The organism is Pseudomonas japonica, assembly GCF_900188455.1.
Classification (GTDB): Bacteria; Pseudomonadota; Gammaproteobacteria; order Pseudomonadales; family Pseudomonadaceae; genus Aquipseudomonas; species Aquipseudomonas japonica.
This window is the reverse complement of record NZ_FZOL01000001.1, coordinates 175148-191917: the sequence shown is the minus strand read 5'-3', so window position 1 is coordinate 191917 and position 16770 is coordinate 175148. Positions and strand designations below refer to the sequence as shown.

Here is a 16770-nt window from a genome sequence, read left to right as displayed (position 1 = left end):
CTGAGTGGGACGGACCGCCCGGCGCGGGCGGTGATGGCGATAAGCTAATCATCATCACCCGCCGCTGCCAAGGAGGACTTACCAGGTCACGCCAAAGCCGGCGGTATAGCGGGTCTTGTCCAGGTCGCTGTCGTTGGTGCCGCTGATGATGTCCTTCTCCGCCTTGAGGTTGAGCGAGGCCCATTCGGTGACCTTGTAGCGCAGGCCGACCTCGGCATCCAGGCTGTAGTCGGCGACATTGCCCAGCGGCTTGCCGACTTCGCCGTTGGTGAACAGCTCGACGCTCTTGCCGATCAGGAAGCGGTTGTAGTTCCACTTCATGCCGACGGAATAGAAGTTGTCCTTGCCGCCATCGGCGTACTCGTAGTCGGTGCGGTTGAGCAGCGACCCGAGGGAGAACGCACCCAGTTCGTCATCCCAGAACTGGTAGCCCGGGCCAGTACCCACGGTGCGCTGGCGGGCCAGGTCCTCGACATGGTCACGCTTGTATTCCAGGCGCCCCTGCCAGAACCACTTTTCGGTGATGAAGCGGTCCAGGGCGTATTCGGCGCTCCAGTTGTTGGTGGTGGTGACATCGTCCTTGCTGTCGCGGTTGTACTCGCCCTCGGCATTGTGCCGCCAGCGACCGTGACGCGCGGTGGTCTTGAAATCGATGTCGTAGTCGTCGGTGTCGGTCTCGGCGCGCTTGTAATCCAGGGCCAGGTCGACATTGCCCTTCCAGATCAGGTCCTCGACCACCGGTTTGGGCTTCATGATCTGCTGGATGCTCGCCAGTTCGACGGTTTTCGGCGTCTCGCCATTGGCCAGCGTGACCTTGCCCTGGTCGGCGGCCTGCAGCGACTTGGCCCGCTCGCCGCTGTATTCGTCCTGCTTGACCAGCAGTTCCTGGTCGCTTTCCAGGGTCTTGACCTGCTTCCAGTCCAGCGCGATCGAGCCGCCATAAGGAGTTTCGAGCAACAGCTTGCCGCCGTCGAACACCTTGATCTTGCCGCTCAGGCGGTCACCGTTCTTCATCCACACGGTATCGGCGAGAGCCGGCGCGCACACGCCGACCATTGCAAGGCACAACAGGGTTCTAGAATACATAGGCAATACAGACATTCAGGTTCGCGAAAAAAGTCGGGCATTATCCGGATGCCCAGCGCCAGAACAAGGACAGACCCGACCAATGACAATGAGTTCAATTCCCAAATGTTTCCACATGCCGATAAGCCGTCGGAAACCTCACGGATGAACGCGACGAGCGACCTGACCCAGGAGAGCAACGACGCCCGACGAGCGGCGCTGTATCTGGTCATGGACCAGATTCCCCCGGGCAAGGTGATCAGCTACGGCGAACTGGCGCAGATGGCTGGCCTGGGCCGCGCCGCGCGCTGGGTCGGACGCACGCTGAGCCAGTTGCCGGCCGATACCCGCCTGCCCTGGCACCGGGTGCTCGGTGCCGGCGGTCGCCTCAGCCTGCAGCAGGGCACGCCCTCGGGCGAGGAACAAAGGGCGCGTTTGCGCGCCGAAGGGGTCAGCCTGCGCAATAATCGCGTCGATATGTCGCGCCATGGCTGGCGTCCGATGGATCACAACAGTTAGAGTGCGCGCTTTGTGTTCGTAATCTTGAGGCAGATGTTGGCCCATGCCCCGTAAAACCTGGCGCGCTGCGCTCGCTGCCTATGCCAGCCCGTCGACCGTGGTGCTGCTGCTGCTCGGCTTCGCCGCCGGCCTGCCTTACATGTTGGTGTTCTCGACCTTGTCGGTGTGGCTGCGCGAAGCCGGGGTGGCGCGCGAGACCATCGGCTACGCGAGCCTGATCGGCCTGGCCTACGCGTTCAAGTGGGTATGGTCGCCGCTGCTCGACCAATGGCGCCTGCCGCTGCTCGGCAAGCTCGGTCGCCGCCGCTCCTGGCTGGTCCTGTCACAGTTGCTGGTGGTCATCGGCCTGATCGGCATGGGCTTCTGCGATCCGCAGAAACACCTGTCCTGGCTGATCGCCCTGGCGGTGCTGGTGGCCTTCGCTTCCGCCACCCAGGACATCGCCGTCGATGCCTACCGCCTGGAAATCGCCGACGACCAGCGCCAGGCTGCGCTCGCCGCCAGCTACATGGCCGGTTATCGGGTCGCCGCCCTGCTCGCCACCGCCGGTGCGCTGTTCTTCGCCGAGTGGTTCGGCTCCACCGGCTTCAACTACATGCACAAGGCCTGGACCGGCACCTACGTGCTGTTCGGCGTGATGATGCTGCCGGCGCTGCTGACCACCCTGCTGATGCGCGAACCGCCGGTCCCCCTGCGCACGCAGTTGCAGGCCGCCCGCTACGGCTTCGGTCATCAGCTGATTTCGGTATTCGTGCTGATCGTCCTGCTGGTCTCGGTGCCGGCGATGTTCACCCAGCTGTACAACACCGATTTCGCCAGCGTGCTGTTCGAAGGCGTGAGCCTGCTCGACCTGCTGCTGGAAGACCGCGCCTTCCTGCGCGCCATCCTCTACATCACCCTGACCTGCCTGTGCCTCTCGGCCATGGGCCGTCGCGGCCTGGCGCCAGTGCTGACGCCGGTCAACGACTTCATCCACCGCTACCGCTGGCAGGCCCTGCTGCTGCTCGGACTGATCGCCACGTATCGCATGTCCGACACGGTGATGGGCGTGATGGCCAACGTGTTCTACATCGACCAGGGCTTCACCAAGGACCAGATCGCCAGTATCAGCAAGATCTTCGGCCTGATCATGACCCTGCTCGGCGCCGGCGTCGGCGGCCTGCTGATCGTGCGCTTCGGCATCCTGCCGATCCTGTTCATCGGCGGCGTGACCTCGGCGGGCACCAACATCCTGTTCCTGATGCTGGCCGACATGGGCCCGAACGTGGAAATGCTGGTGGTGACCATCTCACTCGACAACTTCAGCTCGGGCCTGGCCACCTCGGCCTTCGTCGCCTACCTGTCGAGCCTGACCAACCTGAAGTTCTCGGCCACCCAATACGCCCTGCTCAGCTCGATCATGCTGCTGTTGCCGCGCCTGATCGGCGGCTACTCAGGGGTGCTGGTGGAAAAGTTCGGCTACCACGACTTCTTCCTGATCACCGCGCTGCTGGGCGTGCCGACGCTGATCCTGATCGCCCTGCACTGGCATCAGGAGATCAACCGCGACAAGCAACCCCAAGAGGCGGAACAACCCGCCGCCCCGGCCAGCGAGCAACAGCAGCGCTGACTCAGGCCGGCACTGCCTCCACCCGCAACACCGCCGACAGCGGCCACAGTGCCAGCACGCCGGCCACGCCCGAGGCCAGGGCGAAGGCCTGCAGGCTGGCGCCCGCGCCGAACATCGCCAGCACCACGCCGCCCAGGCCCAGCAGGGCGATGGTGATCATCCCCAGCATCGCCGAGACCAGCCCCTTGCTCTGCTCGCTGCTGAACAGGGTCATGCGGTACAGCACGGCGTTGCCGATACCCAGGCCGAGGGCGTAGACCGACAGGCCCAGCACCAGACTCGACACGCTCGGCGCGAACCAGGTCGCCACCACGGCCACCAGCAGCCCGGCCAGAAATGGCCACAGGGCGACGCGCACCAGCGAGGTCAGCGGATAGCGGTCGGCGATCCGGTTGATGATCAGGTTGCCCAGAATCAGTCCACCGAACACTGGCAGTTGCCACAGGGCGTATTCCATCTTGCTCAGCCCCTCGTCATGGATCAGCAGCACCGGCGACAGGCCGATCCAGCCGATCAGCGGCAGACCGATCAGCCCCAGCGCCGCGCTGCCGGCGACGAAACGGCGATTGCCGAGCAGTTGCGCGTAGCCTGCGAGCAGCGGCAGCAGATGAATCGGCTGGAATGCCAGACGCGAACCATCGCGACGCTCGACCCCCAGGGTTTCCGGCATGAAGCGGTACAGGGCGAACCAGGCGGCGACGGCGCTGATGCCCAACAGCACGAACAGCCAGCGCCATGACACCCATTCCAGCAGCAGGGTGCCCACCAGCGGACCGAGCAGCGGCGAGAGCAGGGCGATATTCGCCAGCAGGGCCATCATCCGCACCGCGTCCGCCTCGCTGAACGCCTCGTTCAGCGCCGGATAGCTGACCGTGACCACGAAGCCCAGGCCGATGCCCTGCAACAGACGCAGCAGGTTGAACAGTTCGATGCCATCGACCCAGTAGGTCGCCAGGCAGGCCACGCAGAAGAACGCGCAGCCGCCGAGCAGCAGCGGACGCCGGCCGAAACGGTCCGCCAGCGGGCCGATCAGCCACTGCAGCAGCACACCGCCGAGCAGATACAGGTTCAGCGCGTGGGGAATGTACTCGGGACTGGCATCGAGGTCGGTCACCACCTGCGGCATGGCCGGCATCACCACGTCACTGGCGAGGTAGGTGATCAGTTCGAACAGGGCCAGGGTCAGGGCGAAACACAGGGCCCTGAATGGGGTGATCTGGATGAGCGGGGTCATGATTCGGCCGGCAGAGAGAAACGAGACGGGCTTGTATGCCAGAAAAGCTCGACGGACCGATAGCGGGAAGAGGTGAAGAAGTGTAATGCCGAGGCGAAATCGCGTAGGAGCGTGGCTTGCCCGCGAAGGACCGCGCAGCGGTCCCAATATCGGTAACGTCCGGGACCGCTGCGCGGTCCTTCGCGGGCAAGCCACGCTCCTACGGAGTAGGGCGCACAGGGCTACTGCACTGCGGCTTCCTGCACCACGCGAATCACCCGCTGCGGAAAGGGAATGTCGATGCCCTCGCTCTTCAGGCGATCACGGGCGTGCTCGTTGAGCATGAACATCACATCCCAGTAATCGGCGGTGTTCACCCAGATGCGCAGGGAAACGGTGATGGCACTGTCGCCCAGGGTCGCGACCACGGCCTGCGGCGCCGGATCCTTGTGCACCCGCGGGTCGTTGTTGGCCAGGTCGAGCAGGACGTTGCGCGCCTTCTGCAGGTCGGCCTCGTAGTCGACACCGACATCGAACACGACCTTGCGGGTCGGCTGACGGTTGTAGTTGGTGATGATGCCGTTGGACAGATTGCCGTTGGGCACGATCACCGTCTTGTTGTCGCCGGTGCGCAGCACGGTGTGGAAGATCTGGATGCTGTCCACGGTGCCACTGACACCCTGTGCCTCGATCCAGTCGCCCAGGCGGAACGGACGGAACAGCAGGATCAGCACGCCGCCGGCGAAGTTGGCCAGGCTGCCCTGCAGGGCCAGGCCGATGGCCAGGCCAGCGGCACCGATGGCGGCGACGAAGGACGTGGTTTCCACGCCGATCATCGAGGCCACGCTGACGAACAGCAGGACCTTCATGATGATGTTGGCGAGGGTGCTGATGAAGCCCTGCAGCGCCAGGTCGGCGTTGCGCAGGGACAGCAGCTTGCCCAGTTTCGCGGTGACCTTGTTGATCAGCCACCAGCCGATCGCCAGGGTAATCAGGGCCAGGGTCAGACGGCTGCCGTATTCCATGATCAACGGAATCCAGGTCTGCGAAGTCCTGACCAGTTGATCGACCTCTGCATTCAAATCCATGTGCCCTCCTAATGCGGCAACAACAGAAAATTAATACGCCGCAAACGATTCAGCGACGCCAGGAACCTCGGACGCCATCAAAGCGCCAAGGTTCCTCGACGACAGCGATCAGTCGCGGAAATTGTTGAACTGCAGCGGCATATCGAACTCCTTGGCGCGCAGGGCGGCGATGCATTCCTGCAGGTCGTCGCGCTTCTTGCCGGTGACGCGGATCTGCTCGCCCTGGATGGCCGCCTGCACTTTCAGCTTGGCGTCCTTGATGTGAGCGACGATCTTCTTCGCCAGATCTTTATCGATACCTTCCTTGAACACTGCTTCCTGCTTCATTTCCTTGCCGGAGGCGTAGGCATCCTTGACCTCCAGGCTCTTCACGTCGATCTTGCGCTTGACCAGGGCGATGCGCAGGATTTCCAGCATCGCCTCGAGCTGGAATTCCGCCTCGGCGGTCATCAGCACGGTCTGTTCCTTTTCCTTGAACTCGAAGCTGCCCTTGCCCTTCAGGTCGTAGCGGCGATCCAGTTCCTTGATGGCGTTGTCCACCGCGTTGGTGACTTCGTGCTTGTCCAGTTCCGATACCACGTCGAACGACGGCATATCCTTCTCCAAAAATAAAAGGTGCGCTGGCGCCTCTGTACAGAGAAGCGCGATGGAGCGCACCGGGTTTGACGGTTAAAATGCGGGCTCATTATAAACGGTTGCGAAACGCTGATGAGCAGCACCTGGCATATTCTCGGCGCCGGAAGCCTCGGCAGCCTCTGGGCCTGCCGCCTGGCCCGCGCGGGCAAGACGGTCCGCCTGATCCTGCGCGACGAACAGCGCCTGCGCGATTATCAGAGCGCCGGTGGACTGACCCTGGTCGAGCAGGGTCGCCCACAGACCTTCGCCATCGACGCGCAAACCACCGCGGACAGCAGCCCGATCCAGCGCCTGCTGCTGGCCTGCAAGGCCTACGACGCGGAAAAGGCCGTGGCCAGCATCGCCCACCGCCTGCGCCCTGACGCCGAGCTGATCCTCCTGCAGAACGGCCTCGGCAGCCAGGACGACGTCGCCGCCCGCGTGCCCCTGGCACGCTGCGTGTCCGCCTCCAGCACCGAAGGCGCCTTCCGCGAGCGGGACTGGCAGGTGAACTTCGCCGGCCACGGTTTCAACTGGCTGGGCGACCCGGCCAATCCCCTGGCACCGACCTGGCTCGACGACCTCGCCGACGCCGGCATTCCCCATGAGTGGACGCCGGACATCCTCACCCGCCTGTGGCGCAAGCTGGCCCTGAACTGCGCGATCAATCCCCTGACGGTGCTCTACGACTGCCGCAATGGCGGGCTCGCCGAGCACCACTGCGAAGTCGCCACGCTGTGCGCCGAACTGGCCGAACTGCTCCAGGTATGTGGCCAGCCACAGGCCGCCGAAGGCCTGGAAAACGAGGTACAGCGGGTCATCCAGGCCACCGCCGCCAACTATTCTTCGATGTACCAGGATGTCGGCAACGGTCGCCGCACCGAAATCCATTACCTGCTGGGTCACGCCTGCCGCACCGCGACCCGCCACGGTCACCCGCTGCCCCACCTGGAACGGCTCTACCGACGCCTGGTCGAACACCTCAACGGTCACGGATTGCCCAGCGACTGAAGGCAGCGTTACCCTGCCCTTTCAACCACAGGACCACGCTTTCACCATGCCCTTGCGCGAACGCCTGGAAAACCTGCCGGTCGGCCAGAAACTGCTGGCCGCCCTGCTGGTGCTGTTGATCACCATCCTGCTGGTGGCCAACCTGACCTTCATCAGCGCCGCCTACTGGATTTCCCAGGAAGCCATGGCCCCACAGGCCCTGCAGACCATTGGCCGGCTGGTCTCCAACCCGCAGATCGCCGAGCAGGCCACGGACTCGCCGGAAGCGGCGAACCGCCTGCTGGACGAGCTGGACACTTATACCCCGCTGCGCGCCGCCGCGCTGTACGGCGCCGACGGCAAGCTACTGGCGCAGTTGCAGCACGGCGAGTCCATCGCCCTGCCCAAGCGCTTGCGCAATATCGAAGGCTGGCGTCTCACCGAGTTCCGCAGCACCCAGCTGGTGCGTCTGCCACGCCCGGGCAGCCCGCCCGGACATCTGCTGCTGGTGGCCAGCAGCGAGCTGCCTACCGCGTTCTACACCGGCACCCTGACCGCCAGCCTGGGTATCCTGGTGTTCAGCGTGCTGCTGTGGATGATCATCGCCAGGCAGATCAAGCGCCTGATCACCCAGCCGATCTACCAGTTGGAACAACTGTCGCGCCAGGTCACCCGCGAGGAGAACTATGCCCTGCGCGCCAGCCCCGGCAATCACGACGAAATCGGCAGTCTGGCCGAGGCATTCAATACCATGCTGTCGCGCATCGAAGCGCGCGAACAGCAGCTCAAGCGCGCCCGCGACGAATTCCAGCACGCCTTCGACCAGGCCCAGGGGCTGGCCGAGGAAACCCGCCATACCAACCGCAAGCTGGAACTGGAAGTCCAGGTCCGCAGCAAGATCGAGCGCAAGCTGACGGGCTTCCAGAACTACCTCAACAGCATCATCGACTCCATGCCCTCGGCCCTGATCGCCCTCGACGAGCAGCTCTACGTCACGCAGTGGAACCAGGAGGCCAGCAGCCTCTCCGGTACGCCGCTGGATGAAGCGCTGAACCAGCCGATCTTCCTCGCCTTCGAGCCGCTCAAGCCATTCCTGCCGCAGCTCAAGGAAAGCGTGGAGAAGCACCGGGTGGCGAAGATCGAACGGGTCACCTGGACCCGCGGCGAGGACGCCCGCCATTACGCCCTGACCTTCTATCCGCTGACCGGCGGCGGCGGCCGCGGCGTGGTGATCCGTATCGACGACATCACCCAGCGCCTGTCGCTGGAGGAAATGATGGTGCAGTCGGAGAAGATGCTCTCCGTCGGCGGCCTCGCCGCAGGCATGGCCCACGAGATCAACAATCCGCTCGGCGCGATCCTGCACAACGTGCAGAACATTCGTCGGCGCCTCTCGCCCGACCTGCCGAAGAACCTCGAAGCGGCCAGCGAAACCGGCATCGACCTCGACACGGTCAACCAGTACCTGGAAGGTCGCCAGGTCCCGCAACTGCTCGATGGCATCCAGCAAGCAGGCGCGCGCGCGGCCAAGATCGTCACCCACATGCTCAGTTTCAGCCGGCGCAGCAACCGGCAGATGGCGCCCTGCGACCTGCCGGCGCTGATCGACCAGGCGGTGGAGATTGCCGGCAACGACTTCGACCTGGCGATCGGCTTCGACTTCAAGGGCCAGGCCATCGTCCGCCAGTTCGACCCCGAACTGGGCCCGGTGCCAGGCACCGCCAACGAGCTGGAACAGGTGCTGCTCAACCTGCTGAAGAACGCCGCGCAGGCCATCCATCTGCGCGAGGACGACCGCGAGCCCGGACGCATCACCCTGCGCACCCGGTTCAACCCGCCGTGGGCGGAAATCCAGGTGGAAGACAACGGTGTCGGCATGCCCGAGACCGTGCGCAAACGCACTTTCGAGCCGTTCTTCACCACCAAGGAGATCGGCCAGGGCACCGGCCTTGGCCTGTCGGTGTCGTATTTCATCATCACCAACAACCACAAGGGCCAGATGGAAGTGCAGTCGACCCCGGGCCAGGGCACCTGCTTCACCCTGCGCCTGCCGCTGGTCGCCGCGCCGCTGCCCAGCCCGAGCAAACTGGAGTCATGAACCATGGGCTTTCGCCTGTCGAAGATCTACACCCGCACCGGCGACAAGGGCGAGACCGGCCTCGGCGACGGCCGCCGGGTGCCCAAGGACCACCCGCGCGTCGAAGCCATCGGCGAAGTCGATACGCTGAACAGCCAGTTGGGAGTGCTCCTGGCCGGGCTGGCCGAGCAAGGCTTGAACGAACTGATCGAAGTGCTCGCGCCCTGCCAGCATCGTCTGTTCGATCTGGGCGGCGAACTGGCGATGCCGAGCTACCAGGCGCTGAACGCGGCGGAAGTGGAACGGCTCGAGGCGGCCATCGACCACTGGAACGAAGAGCTGGGTCCGCTGGAAAACTTCATCCTGCCGGGCGGCTCGATGCTGGTGGCGCAGGCGCATGTCTGTCGCAGCCTGGCCCGTAGCGCGGAGCGGCGCTGTCAGCAGTTGAATGCGGTGGAACCGCTGGCGGGGGTGGGACTGGCCTACATCAACCGGTTGTCGGACCTGTTGTTCGTGGCGGCGCGGTTGATCGCGCGGCGTCAGGGCATTGCCGAAGTTCTATGGCAGGCCGCCACAAAACCCTGAAACCCACCGCGCTCCCGTGTAGGAGCTGGCTTGCCTGCGAAGGACCGCGCAGCGGTCCCCGATTGAAGTCAGGGACCGCTGCGCGGTCCTTCGCAGGCAAGCCAGCTCCTACGGGGCCGCCGTTGGGTTTTCAGGCCTCGGGCCAGAACGCCCGGATCCCCGCCACTCCCTGCGCACCAACCTGCCAGGCACGCTCACGCTCGGCGGTACCGACCCCGCCCAGCAGGAACACCGGCTGGTTGAAGCCCTCGATCAGTCGCTCGGCGACGTCCCAACCCAGTGGCTGCGCCTCGGGATGGGTCTGGGTGGCCTGCACCGGCGACAGGGTGACGAAATCCACGCCCATGCGCTCGGCCAAGGCCAGCTCCTCGGCGTTATGGCAGGACGCCGCCAGCCAGCGGTTCTTCGGGAACGGCCGGCCATTGGCGGCGTACTTGCGCAGTTGTTCCGAGGTCAGGTGCCAGCCGGCGGACGGGAAATCCCCCAGCCATTCCAGTGGCCCCTTGAGCATCAGTTGTGCCTTGCCCGCGCAGAGTCCGACCGCGTCCACCGCGACATCACGGTATTTCGGGTCGTACATGTTCGGCGCCCGCAACTGCACCAGCTTGATTCCGCTGGCAACCGCCTTCTGGATGCCGCGCAGCAACTGCGGGGTTTCCAGACCATCCGGAGTGATCAGGTATTCACCCGGCAGACGCGCCGCCGCGACGATCGGCCGATTGGCCTCGGGGAACTCGTACTGTCCCAGGTCCCGTGGCGACACCCAGGCCAGTGGCTGGCCCTCGGCGCCATGGGGTTCGCCAGAGAACGCAGAGACCTCCCAGACGTCCAGGAGGATGTGTTTGTCCGGATAATCGTGGCGGACTTCGATCAGTGGCCGCGCGGCGCCCACCTCGATGCCCAGTTCTTCACGCAGCTCACGCGCCAGGGCGGTCTCCACGGCTTCGCCGTCTTCGACCTTGCCGCCAGGAAACTCCCAGAGGCCGCCCTGATGCTGGGTTTCGCCACGACGGGCAATCAGAATACGGCCATCCGCGCCACGAATGACGGCGGCGGCGACATGAATCCGTTTCATCTTTCTGCTCCGCAGAGGGGGATTGCAAGGGATGCCGCCGCGTCGCCAGGCGACACGGCGGCCCTCGATCAGGTGCGGTATTCCGCGTTGATCTTCACGTACTCGTGGGACAGGTCGGTGGTCCAGATGGTCTCGTTGCACTGGCCGCGACCCAGTTCGATGCGGATGGTGATCTCTTCCTGGGCCATGACCGCGGCGCCCTGGTCCTCGGTGTAGCTGGCGCTGCGCCCGCCCTTGCTAGCGATGCAGACGCTGTCCAGGTACACGTCGATCAGGCTGACGTCGAGGTTCGGTACACCGGCGCGGCCAACGGCGGCGAGGATACGGCCCCAGTTCGGGTCGGACGCGAACAGCGCGGTCTTGATCAGTGGCGAGTGGGCCACGGCATAACCGACATCCAGGCATTCCTGGTGGTTGCCGCCGCCGTTGACCTGCACGGTGACGAACTTGGTGGCGCCTTCGCCGTCACGGACGATGGCCTGTGCGACCTCCATGCAGACTTCGAACACAGCCTTCTTCAGCGCGTCGAACAGCGGGCCGCTGGCCTCGGTGATCTCGGCCACATCGGCCTGGCCGGTGGCGATCAGCATGCAGCAGTCGTTGGTCGAGGTGTCGCCATCGATGGTGATGCGGTTGAACGACTTGTTGGCGCCGTCCAGCATCAGGTCCTTGAGCACCGCCGGCGCGACCTTGGCGTCGGTGGCGATGTAGCCGAGCATGGTGGCCATGTTCGGACGAATCATGCCGGCACCCTTGCTGATGCCGGTGACGGTGATGGTCACGCCATCATGCTGGAACTGACGGCTGGCGCCCTTGGGCAGGGTGTCGGTGGTCATGATGCCGGTGGCGGCTTCGGCCCAGTTGTTCTCGGACAGGTTGTCCAGGGCGGCCTGCAGCGCGCCTTCGATCTTCTCGACCGGCAGCGGCTCGCCGATGACACCGGTGGAGAACGGCAGCACGGCGCTGGCGTCGACGCCGGTCAGCTCGGCCAGCCTGGCGCAGGTGCGCTCGGCGGCGGCCAGACCCGGGGCGCCAGTACCGGCGTTGGCATTACCGGTGTTGGTCAGCAGGTAGCGCACGGTGCCCTGCACGCGCTGCTTGGCAAGGATCACCGGGGCGGCGCAGAAGGCGTTCAGGGTGAACACGCCAGCGACGCTGGAGCCTTCGGCACAGCGCATCACCACCACATCCTTGCGCCCGGGGCGCTTGATGCCCGCAGAGGCGATGCCGAGTTCGAAACCGGGAACCGGGTGCAACGTTGGCAAAGGACCAAGACCAACAGCCATGAAAGCGCTCCTAGAAAAAAATACGCCGTCTTCGAGTCAACGGCGCTTGGAATGGAACAGCGCCGCGACGGGATGACCCGGTCGCGGCGCGGTGTTCATGTTTCAGCGTGGCACGGCTGGATCAGCTGATCTGTCCATGGCAGTGCTTGAACTTCTTGCCCGAACCGCACCAGCACAGCTCGTTGCGGCCCAGTTTCATATCGTTGCGGGCTGGCGAGGCAACGGCGACTTCAGCGCCCTCTTCCTGCTCCTCGGCACCTTCCAGGCCGGGTGCCGCGGCATGCTGGAACTGCATGCGCTGGGCCAGTTCCTCGGCTTCGCGGCGCAGGCGGGCCTCTTCTTCGACCGGGTCTTCGCGACGAACCTGAACGTGGGAAAGCACACGGATGGTGTCGCGCTTGATCGAATCCAGCAGTTCCTGGAACAGGGTGAACGACTCGCGCTTGTACTCCTGTTTCGGGTTCTTCTGCGCATAGCCGCGCAGGTGGATGCCGTGACGCAGGTGGTCCATGGTCGACAGGTGGTCTTTCCACAGGTCGTCGAGGACGCGCAGGAGGATCTGCTTCTCGAAGGTGCGCAGGGCTTCGGCGCCGGCGCTGTCTTCCTTCTCGTTGTAGGCGCTGACCAGTTCCTGCAGAACGCGCTCGCGCAGCGGCTCCTCGTACAGTTTGTCGTCGTCGTCGAGCCACTGCTGGATCGGCAGTTTCACGCCGAAGTCGCTGGCCAGAGCGGCCTCCAGACCGGCCACGTCCCACTGCTCGGGCAGCGATTGCGGCGGGATGTGCTGACTGAAGGTGGCTTCGAGGGTTTCCTGACGGAAGTCGGCGATGGTGTCGCCAATGTTCTCAGCGGCCAGCAGGCTGTTGCGCATGTGGTAGATCACCTTGCGCTGCTCGTTGGCCACGTCGTCGAATTCGAGCAGTTGCTTGCGGATGTCGAAGTTGCGACCTTCGACCTTGCGCTGCGCCTTTTCGATGGCGTTGGTCACCATGCGGTGTTCGATGGCTTCACCGGACTGCATGCCCAGGGCCTTCATGAAGTTCTTCACCCGGTCGGAGGCGAAGATGCGCATCAGGCTGTCTTCCAGCGACAGGTAGAAACGGCTGGAACCCGGGTCACCCTGACGACCGGAACGACCACGCAGCTGGTTGTCGATACGGCGCGACTCATGGCGCTCGGAAGCGATCACGTGCAGGCCACCGGACTCGATCACCTGCTGGTGACGCTTCTGCCAGTCGGCCTTGATCTGGGCGATCTGCTCAGGCGTCGGGTTTTCCATGGAAGCCACTTCGACTTCCCAGTTGCCGCCGAGCAGGATGTCGGTACCGCGACCGGCCATGTTGGTGGCGATGGTCAGCGCACCCGGGCGACCGGCCTGGGCGATGATCTCGGCTTCCTTCTCGTGGTACTTGGCGTTGAGGACCTTGTGGTCGATGCCTTCCTGCTTGAGCAGGTTGGACATGTGCTCGGAGGTTTCGATGGTCGCCGTACCGACCAGGACCGGACGGCCCTGGGTCATGCTTTCCTTGATGTCGGCGATGATCGCCGCGTACTTCTCGTCGGCGGTCAGGTACACCAGGTCGTTGAAGTCCTTGCGCGCCAGTGGCTTGTTCGGCGGGATGACCATCACGTTGAGGGCGTAGATCTGGGCGAACTCGAACGCTTCGGTGTCGGCGGTACCGGTCATGCCGGACAGCTTGGTGTACAGACGGAAGTAGTTCTGGAAGGTGGTCGAGGCCAGGGTCTGGCTTTCGGCCTGGATGTTCAGGTTTTCCTTCGCCTCGATGGCCTGGTGCAGACCCTCGGAAAGACGACGGCCCGGCATGGTGCGGCCGGTGTGCTCGTCGATCAGGAGGATCTGGCCATCCTGGACGATGTACTCGACGTTGCGGTGGAACAGCTTGTGCGCGCGCAGGCCGGCGTAGACGTGGGTCAGCAGGCTCAGGTTGTGCGCGGAGTAGAGACTTTCGCCCTCGGCCAGCAGGCCGACCTGGGTGAGCATCTCCTCGATGAACTGGTGACCGGCTTCGTTGAGCTCGACCTGGCGGCTCTTCTCGTCGATCTTGTAGTGGCCTTCCTGGGTGACCTGGCCTTCGACTTCTTCGATGTGCTGGGTCAGGCGCGGGATCAGCTTGTTGATCTCGATGTACAGTTTGGAGCTGTCTTCGGCCTGGCCGGAAATGATCAGCGGCGTCCGCGCTTCGTCGATCAGGATGGAGTCGACTTCGTCGATCACGGCGAAATTCAGCTCGCGCTGGAATTTCTCTTCCATGCTGAACGCCATGTTGTCGCGCAGGTAGTCGAAACCGAATTCGTTGTTGGTGCCGTAGGTGATGTCGGCGGCGTAGGCGGCGCGCTTCTCTTCCGGCGGCTGGAACGGGGTGACCACGCCGACGGTGAGGCCGAGGAATTCATACAGCGGACGCATCCAGTTGGCGTCGCGGCGGGCCAGGTAGTCGTTGACCGTGACCACGTGCACGCCCTTGCCGGACAGCGCGTTGAGGTACACACCCAGGGTCGCCACCAGGGTCTTGCCCTCACCGGTGCGCATTTCCGCGATCATGCCTTCGTGCAAGGTCATGCCACCGATCAGCTGCACGTCGAAGTGACGCATGCCCATGATGCGCTTGCCGGCCTCACGCGCAACGGCGAACGCTTCGGGCAGGAGCTGGTCGAGGGTCTCGCCTTTGGCCAGGCGCTCTTTGAACTCGGCGGTCTTGCCGCGCAGTTGTTCGTCGGAGAGGGCCACCATCTGCTCTTCGAAGGCATTGACGATCTGTACCGTCTTGAGCATGCGTTTGACTTCACGCTCGTTCTTGCTTCCAAAAAGTTTCTTTAACAAAGGCGCAAACATATCGGCAGGATCTTCCACACGTAGGGATGGAGGGCGGCCCCGTGAGTCGCCCGTGCAGCCCTTGCAGGCCGCATGCGAACGAGCATTCTACCCGGAAACGATGGTGAGGAAAGTGGCGAAGTTCCACGATGCTGGCACAGCGCTGTGACGGGGCTTTTGTACAATAAGGGCTTTTTCGCCAACTTCAACCCGTCGGCGCAAGATTGCCACTCCCACGATGTTCAGGCTGCGCTCTGGTAAGATGGCCAACATTGTCATCCCGAGTCTCGCCATGGCCTATCGCCCTTCCCCCGCCCGTGCGCCCGCCGTGTTGCTGCGCGAAGCGCGTCCGCTCAAGGTTCTGTTCAGCCAGGCTCAGCGCATTGCCCATCTGCAGCGCCTGCTGGATAGCCAGTTGCAGCCAGCCGCGCGCGAGCATTGCCATGTCGCGTCCTGGCGTGAGGGCACGCTGATGCTGGTGGTCACCGACGGTCACTGGGCAACTCGCCTGCGCTATCAGCAGAAACGCCTGCAACGGCAGTTGCAGCAACTGGAGGCGTTCGCCAACCTGACCCGCATCCTGTTCAAGGTACAGCCGGTCACCGGCGTGACGCGCAGCGCCAGCCATGTCATCGACATCTCCGACAAGTCCGCGGAAAACATCCAGGCCACCGCCGAGGGCATCAGCGACCCGAAACTGCGCGCCGCGCTGGAGCGCCTGGCCAGTCATGCCAAGGGCGGGAAGAAACCAGCCGACGAATGAATCCATCCCCATAAAAAAGGCCACCCGAGGGTGGCCTTCAAACTAGAGAGAGTATTCGAGCTTATACAGCAGCAACCGGACGCATGTAGGAGATCGGTGCGGTGCTCGCATCCTCGAAGGTCACCACTTCCCAGGCGTCCTTCTCTTCGATCAGCTTGCGCAGCAGCTGGTTGTTCAGCGCGTGGCCCGACTTGAAGCCACGGAACTCGCCGATCAGGCTGTTGCCCAGCAGGTACAGATCGCCGATGGCATCGAGAATCTTGTGCTTGACGAATTCGTCCTCATAGCGAAGACCGTCTTCGTTCAGTACACCGTCCTTGTCCACCACGATCGCGTTTTCCACGCTGCCGCCGAGGGCGAGGTTGTGCTTGCGCAGGTATTCGATGTCGCTCATGAACCCGAAGGTACGGGCGCGGCTGACTTCCTTCACGAACGAGGTGCTGGAAAAGTCCACGCTGGCGCTCTGGGTACGGTTGCGGAACACCGGATGGTCGAAATCGATCTCGAAACTCACCTTGAACCCGTCGAAAGGCAGGAAGGTGGCACGCTTGTCGCCGTCCTCCACCGTCACTTCGCGCAGGATGCGGATGAATTTCTTCGGCGCGTCCTGTTCTTCCAGGCCGGCGGATTGAATCAGGAATACGAAGGGACCTGCGCTACCGTCCATGATCGGCACTTCGGACGCGGAGAGCTCGACGTAGGCGTTATCGATGCCCAGGCCAGCCATGGCCGAGAGCAGGTGCTCTACCGTGTCTACCTTGGTATCGCCGTTGACCAGTGTGGTCGACATGGTGGTCTCACCGACGTTTTCCGCACGGGCAGGAATATGCACCACGGGGTCGAGGTCGGCTCGGCAAAATACGATGCCGGTATCCACAGGAGCGGGCTTGAGGGTCAGGTAAACCTTTTCCCCGGAGTGCAGACCGACACCTGTGGCACGGATGATATTTTTCAGGGTGCGTTGTTTAATCATGGCATTGGCCGCTTCAGCACAGATTGCGAACTGGTATCAACAAAGGCTGAGGATGATAACAGACCCCGCCTTTGCTGAA

General features: G+C 63.8%; 14 protein-coding genes. 6 read left to right on the top strand and 8 right to left on the bottom strand.

Annotation, left to right across the window (positions count from 1 at the left end):
- Positions 1 to 78: 78 nt before the first annotated feature.
- Positions 79 to 1086, bottom strand: a complete 1008-nt coding sequence (locus CHB99_RS00835) for a DUF481 domain-containing protein (RefSeq protein ID WP_042122992.1) — start codon at positions 1084 to 1086, stop codon at positions 79 to 81.
- 144 nt (positions 1087 to 1230) lie between these two features.
- Here CHB99_RS00835 and CHB99_RS00830 point away from each other — a divergent pair, with 144 nt between their 5' ends.
- Both CHB99_RS00830 and CHB99_RS00825 read left to right on the top strand, forming a co-directional pair.
- Positions 1231 to 1584 carry an MGMT family protein gene (locus tag CHB99_RS00830; protein WP_042122991.1) on the top strand — a complete coding sequence of 118 codons (354 nt, stop codon included), beginning with the start codon at positions 1231 to 1233 and terminating at the stop codon, positions 1582 to 1584.
- A 43-nt stretch (positions 1585 to 1627) separates the two neighbouring features.
- Positions 1628 to 3193, top strand: coding sequence for an AmpG family muropeptide MFS transporter (locus CHB99_RS00825; RefSeq protein ID WP_042122990.1), 1566 nt, complete (start codon positions 1628 to 1630; stop codon positions 3191 to 3193).
- A gap of 1 nt (position 3194) precedes the next feature.
- Here the strand turns inward: CHB99_RS00825 and CHB99_RS00820 are convergent, their stop codons facing one another.
- The 3 genes from CHB99_RS00820 to CHB99_RS00810 form a co-directional block, all read right to left on the bottom strand.
- Positions 3195 to 4427 carry an MFS transporter gene (locus CHB99_RS00820; RefSeq protein WP_042122989.1) on the bottom strand — a complete coding sequence of 411 codons (1233 nt, stop codon included), beginning with the start codon at positions 4425 to 4427 and terminating at the stop codon, positions 3195 to 3197.
- Between the two features lie 221 nt (positions 4428 to 4648).
- Positions 4649 to 5494, bottom strand: a complete 846-nt coding sequence (locus tag CHB99_RS00815) for a mechanosensitive ion channel family protein (RefSeq protein ID WP_042122988.1) — start codon at positions 5492 to 5494, stop codon at positions 4649 to 4651.
- 108 nt (positions 5495 to 5602) lie between these two features.
- A complete protein-coding gene (locus CHB99_RS00810; protein ID WP_042122987.1) occupies positions 5603 to 6088 on the bottom strand; it encodes a YajQ family cyclic di-GMP-binding protein in 486 nt (161 codons plus the stop codon).
- 114 nt (positions 6089 to 6202) lie between these two features.
- Here CHB99_RS00810 and CHB99_RS00805 point away from each other — a divergent pair, with 114 nt between their 5' ends.
- The 3 genes from CHB99_RS00805 to CHB99_RS00795 are packed head-to-tail and all read left to right on the top strand — an operon-like array spanning position 6203 to position 9761.
- Positions 6203 to 7120 carry a putative 2-dehydropantoate 2-reductase gene (locus CHB99_RS00805; protein ID WP_042122986.1) on the top strand — a complete coding sequence of 306 codons (918 nt, stop codon included), beginning with the start codon at positions 6203 to 6205 and terminating at the stop codon, positions 7118 to 7120.
- Between the two features lie 46 nt (positions 7121 to 7166).
- Positions 7167 to 9197 carry an ATP-binding protein gene (locus tag CHB99_RS00800; RefSeq protein ID WP_042122985.1) on the top strand — a complete coding sequence of 677 codons (2031 nt, stop codon included), beginning with the start codon at positions 7167 to 7169 and terminating at the stop codon, positions 9195 to 9197.
- A gap of 3 nt (positions 9198 to 9200) precedes the next feature.
- A complete protein-coding gene (locus tag CHB99_RS00795) occupies positions 9201 to 9761 on the top strand; it encodes a cob(I)yrinic acid a,c-diamide adenosyltransferase (RefSeq protein ID WP_042122984.1) in 561 nt (186 codons plus the stop codon).
- 130 nt (positions 9762 to 9891) lie between these two features.
- On the opposite strand, the gene CHB99_RS00790 is transcribed toward CHB99_RS00795, so the two are convergent.
- From CHB99_RS00790 to secA, 3 genes are all read right to left on the bottom strand, one after another.
- A complete protein-coding gene (locus tag CHB99_RS00790; protein ID WP_042122983.1) occupies positions 9892 to 10836 on the bottom strand; it encodes a Nudix family hydrolase in 945 nt (314 codons plus the stop codon).
- Positions 10837 to 10904: 68 nt separating this feature from the next.
- On the bottom strand, positions 10905 to 12122 hold the full coding sequence (gene argJ, locus CHB99_RS00785; protein ID WP_042122982.1) for a bifunctional glutamate N-acetyltransferase/amino-acid acetyltransferase ArgJ: 1218 nt from the start codon (positions 12120 to 12122) through the stop codon (positions 10905 to 10907).
- Positions 12123 to 12243: 121 nt separating this feature from the next.
- The gene (secA, locus tag CHB99_RS00780; RefSeq protein WP_042122981.1) at positions 12244 to 14976 is read right to left on the bottom strand and encodes a preprotein translocase subunit SecA; all 2733 of its coding nucleotides are present in this window, start codon (positions 14974 to 14976) and stop codon (positions 12244 to 12246) included.
- A 271-nt stretch (positions 14977 to 15247) separates the two neighbouring features.
- Between secA and CHB99_RS00775 the strand changes: the two genes are divergently transcribed.
- Entirely contained in the window at positions 15248 to 15718 is a 471-nt protein-coding gene (locus CHB99_RS00775; RefSeq protein WP_042123022.1) for a DUF721 domain-containing protein, read from the top strand.
- Between the two features lie 61 nt (positions 15719 to 15779).
- Here the strand turns inward: CHB99_RS00775 and lpxC are convergent, their stop codons facing one another.
- Positions 15780 to 16691, bottom strand: coding sequence for a UDP-3-O-acyl-N-acetylglucosamine deacetylase (gene lpxC / locus CHB99_RS00770; protein WP_042122980.1), 912 nt, complete (start codon positions 16689 to 16691; stop codon positions 15780 to 15782).
- Positions 16692 to 16770: the final 79 nt, after the last annotated feature.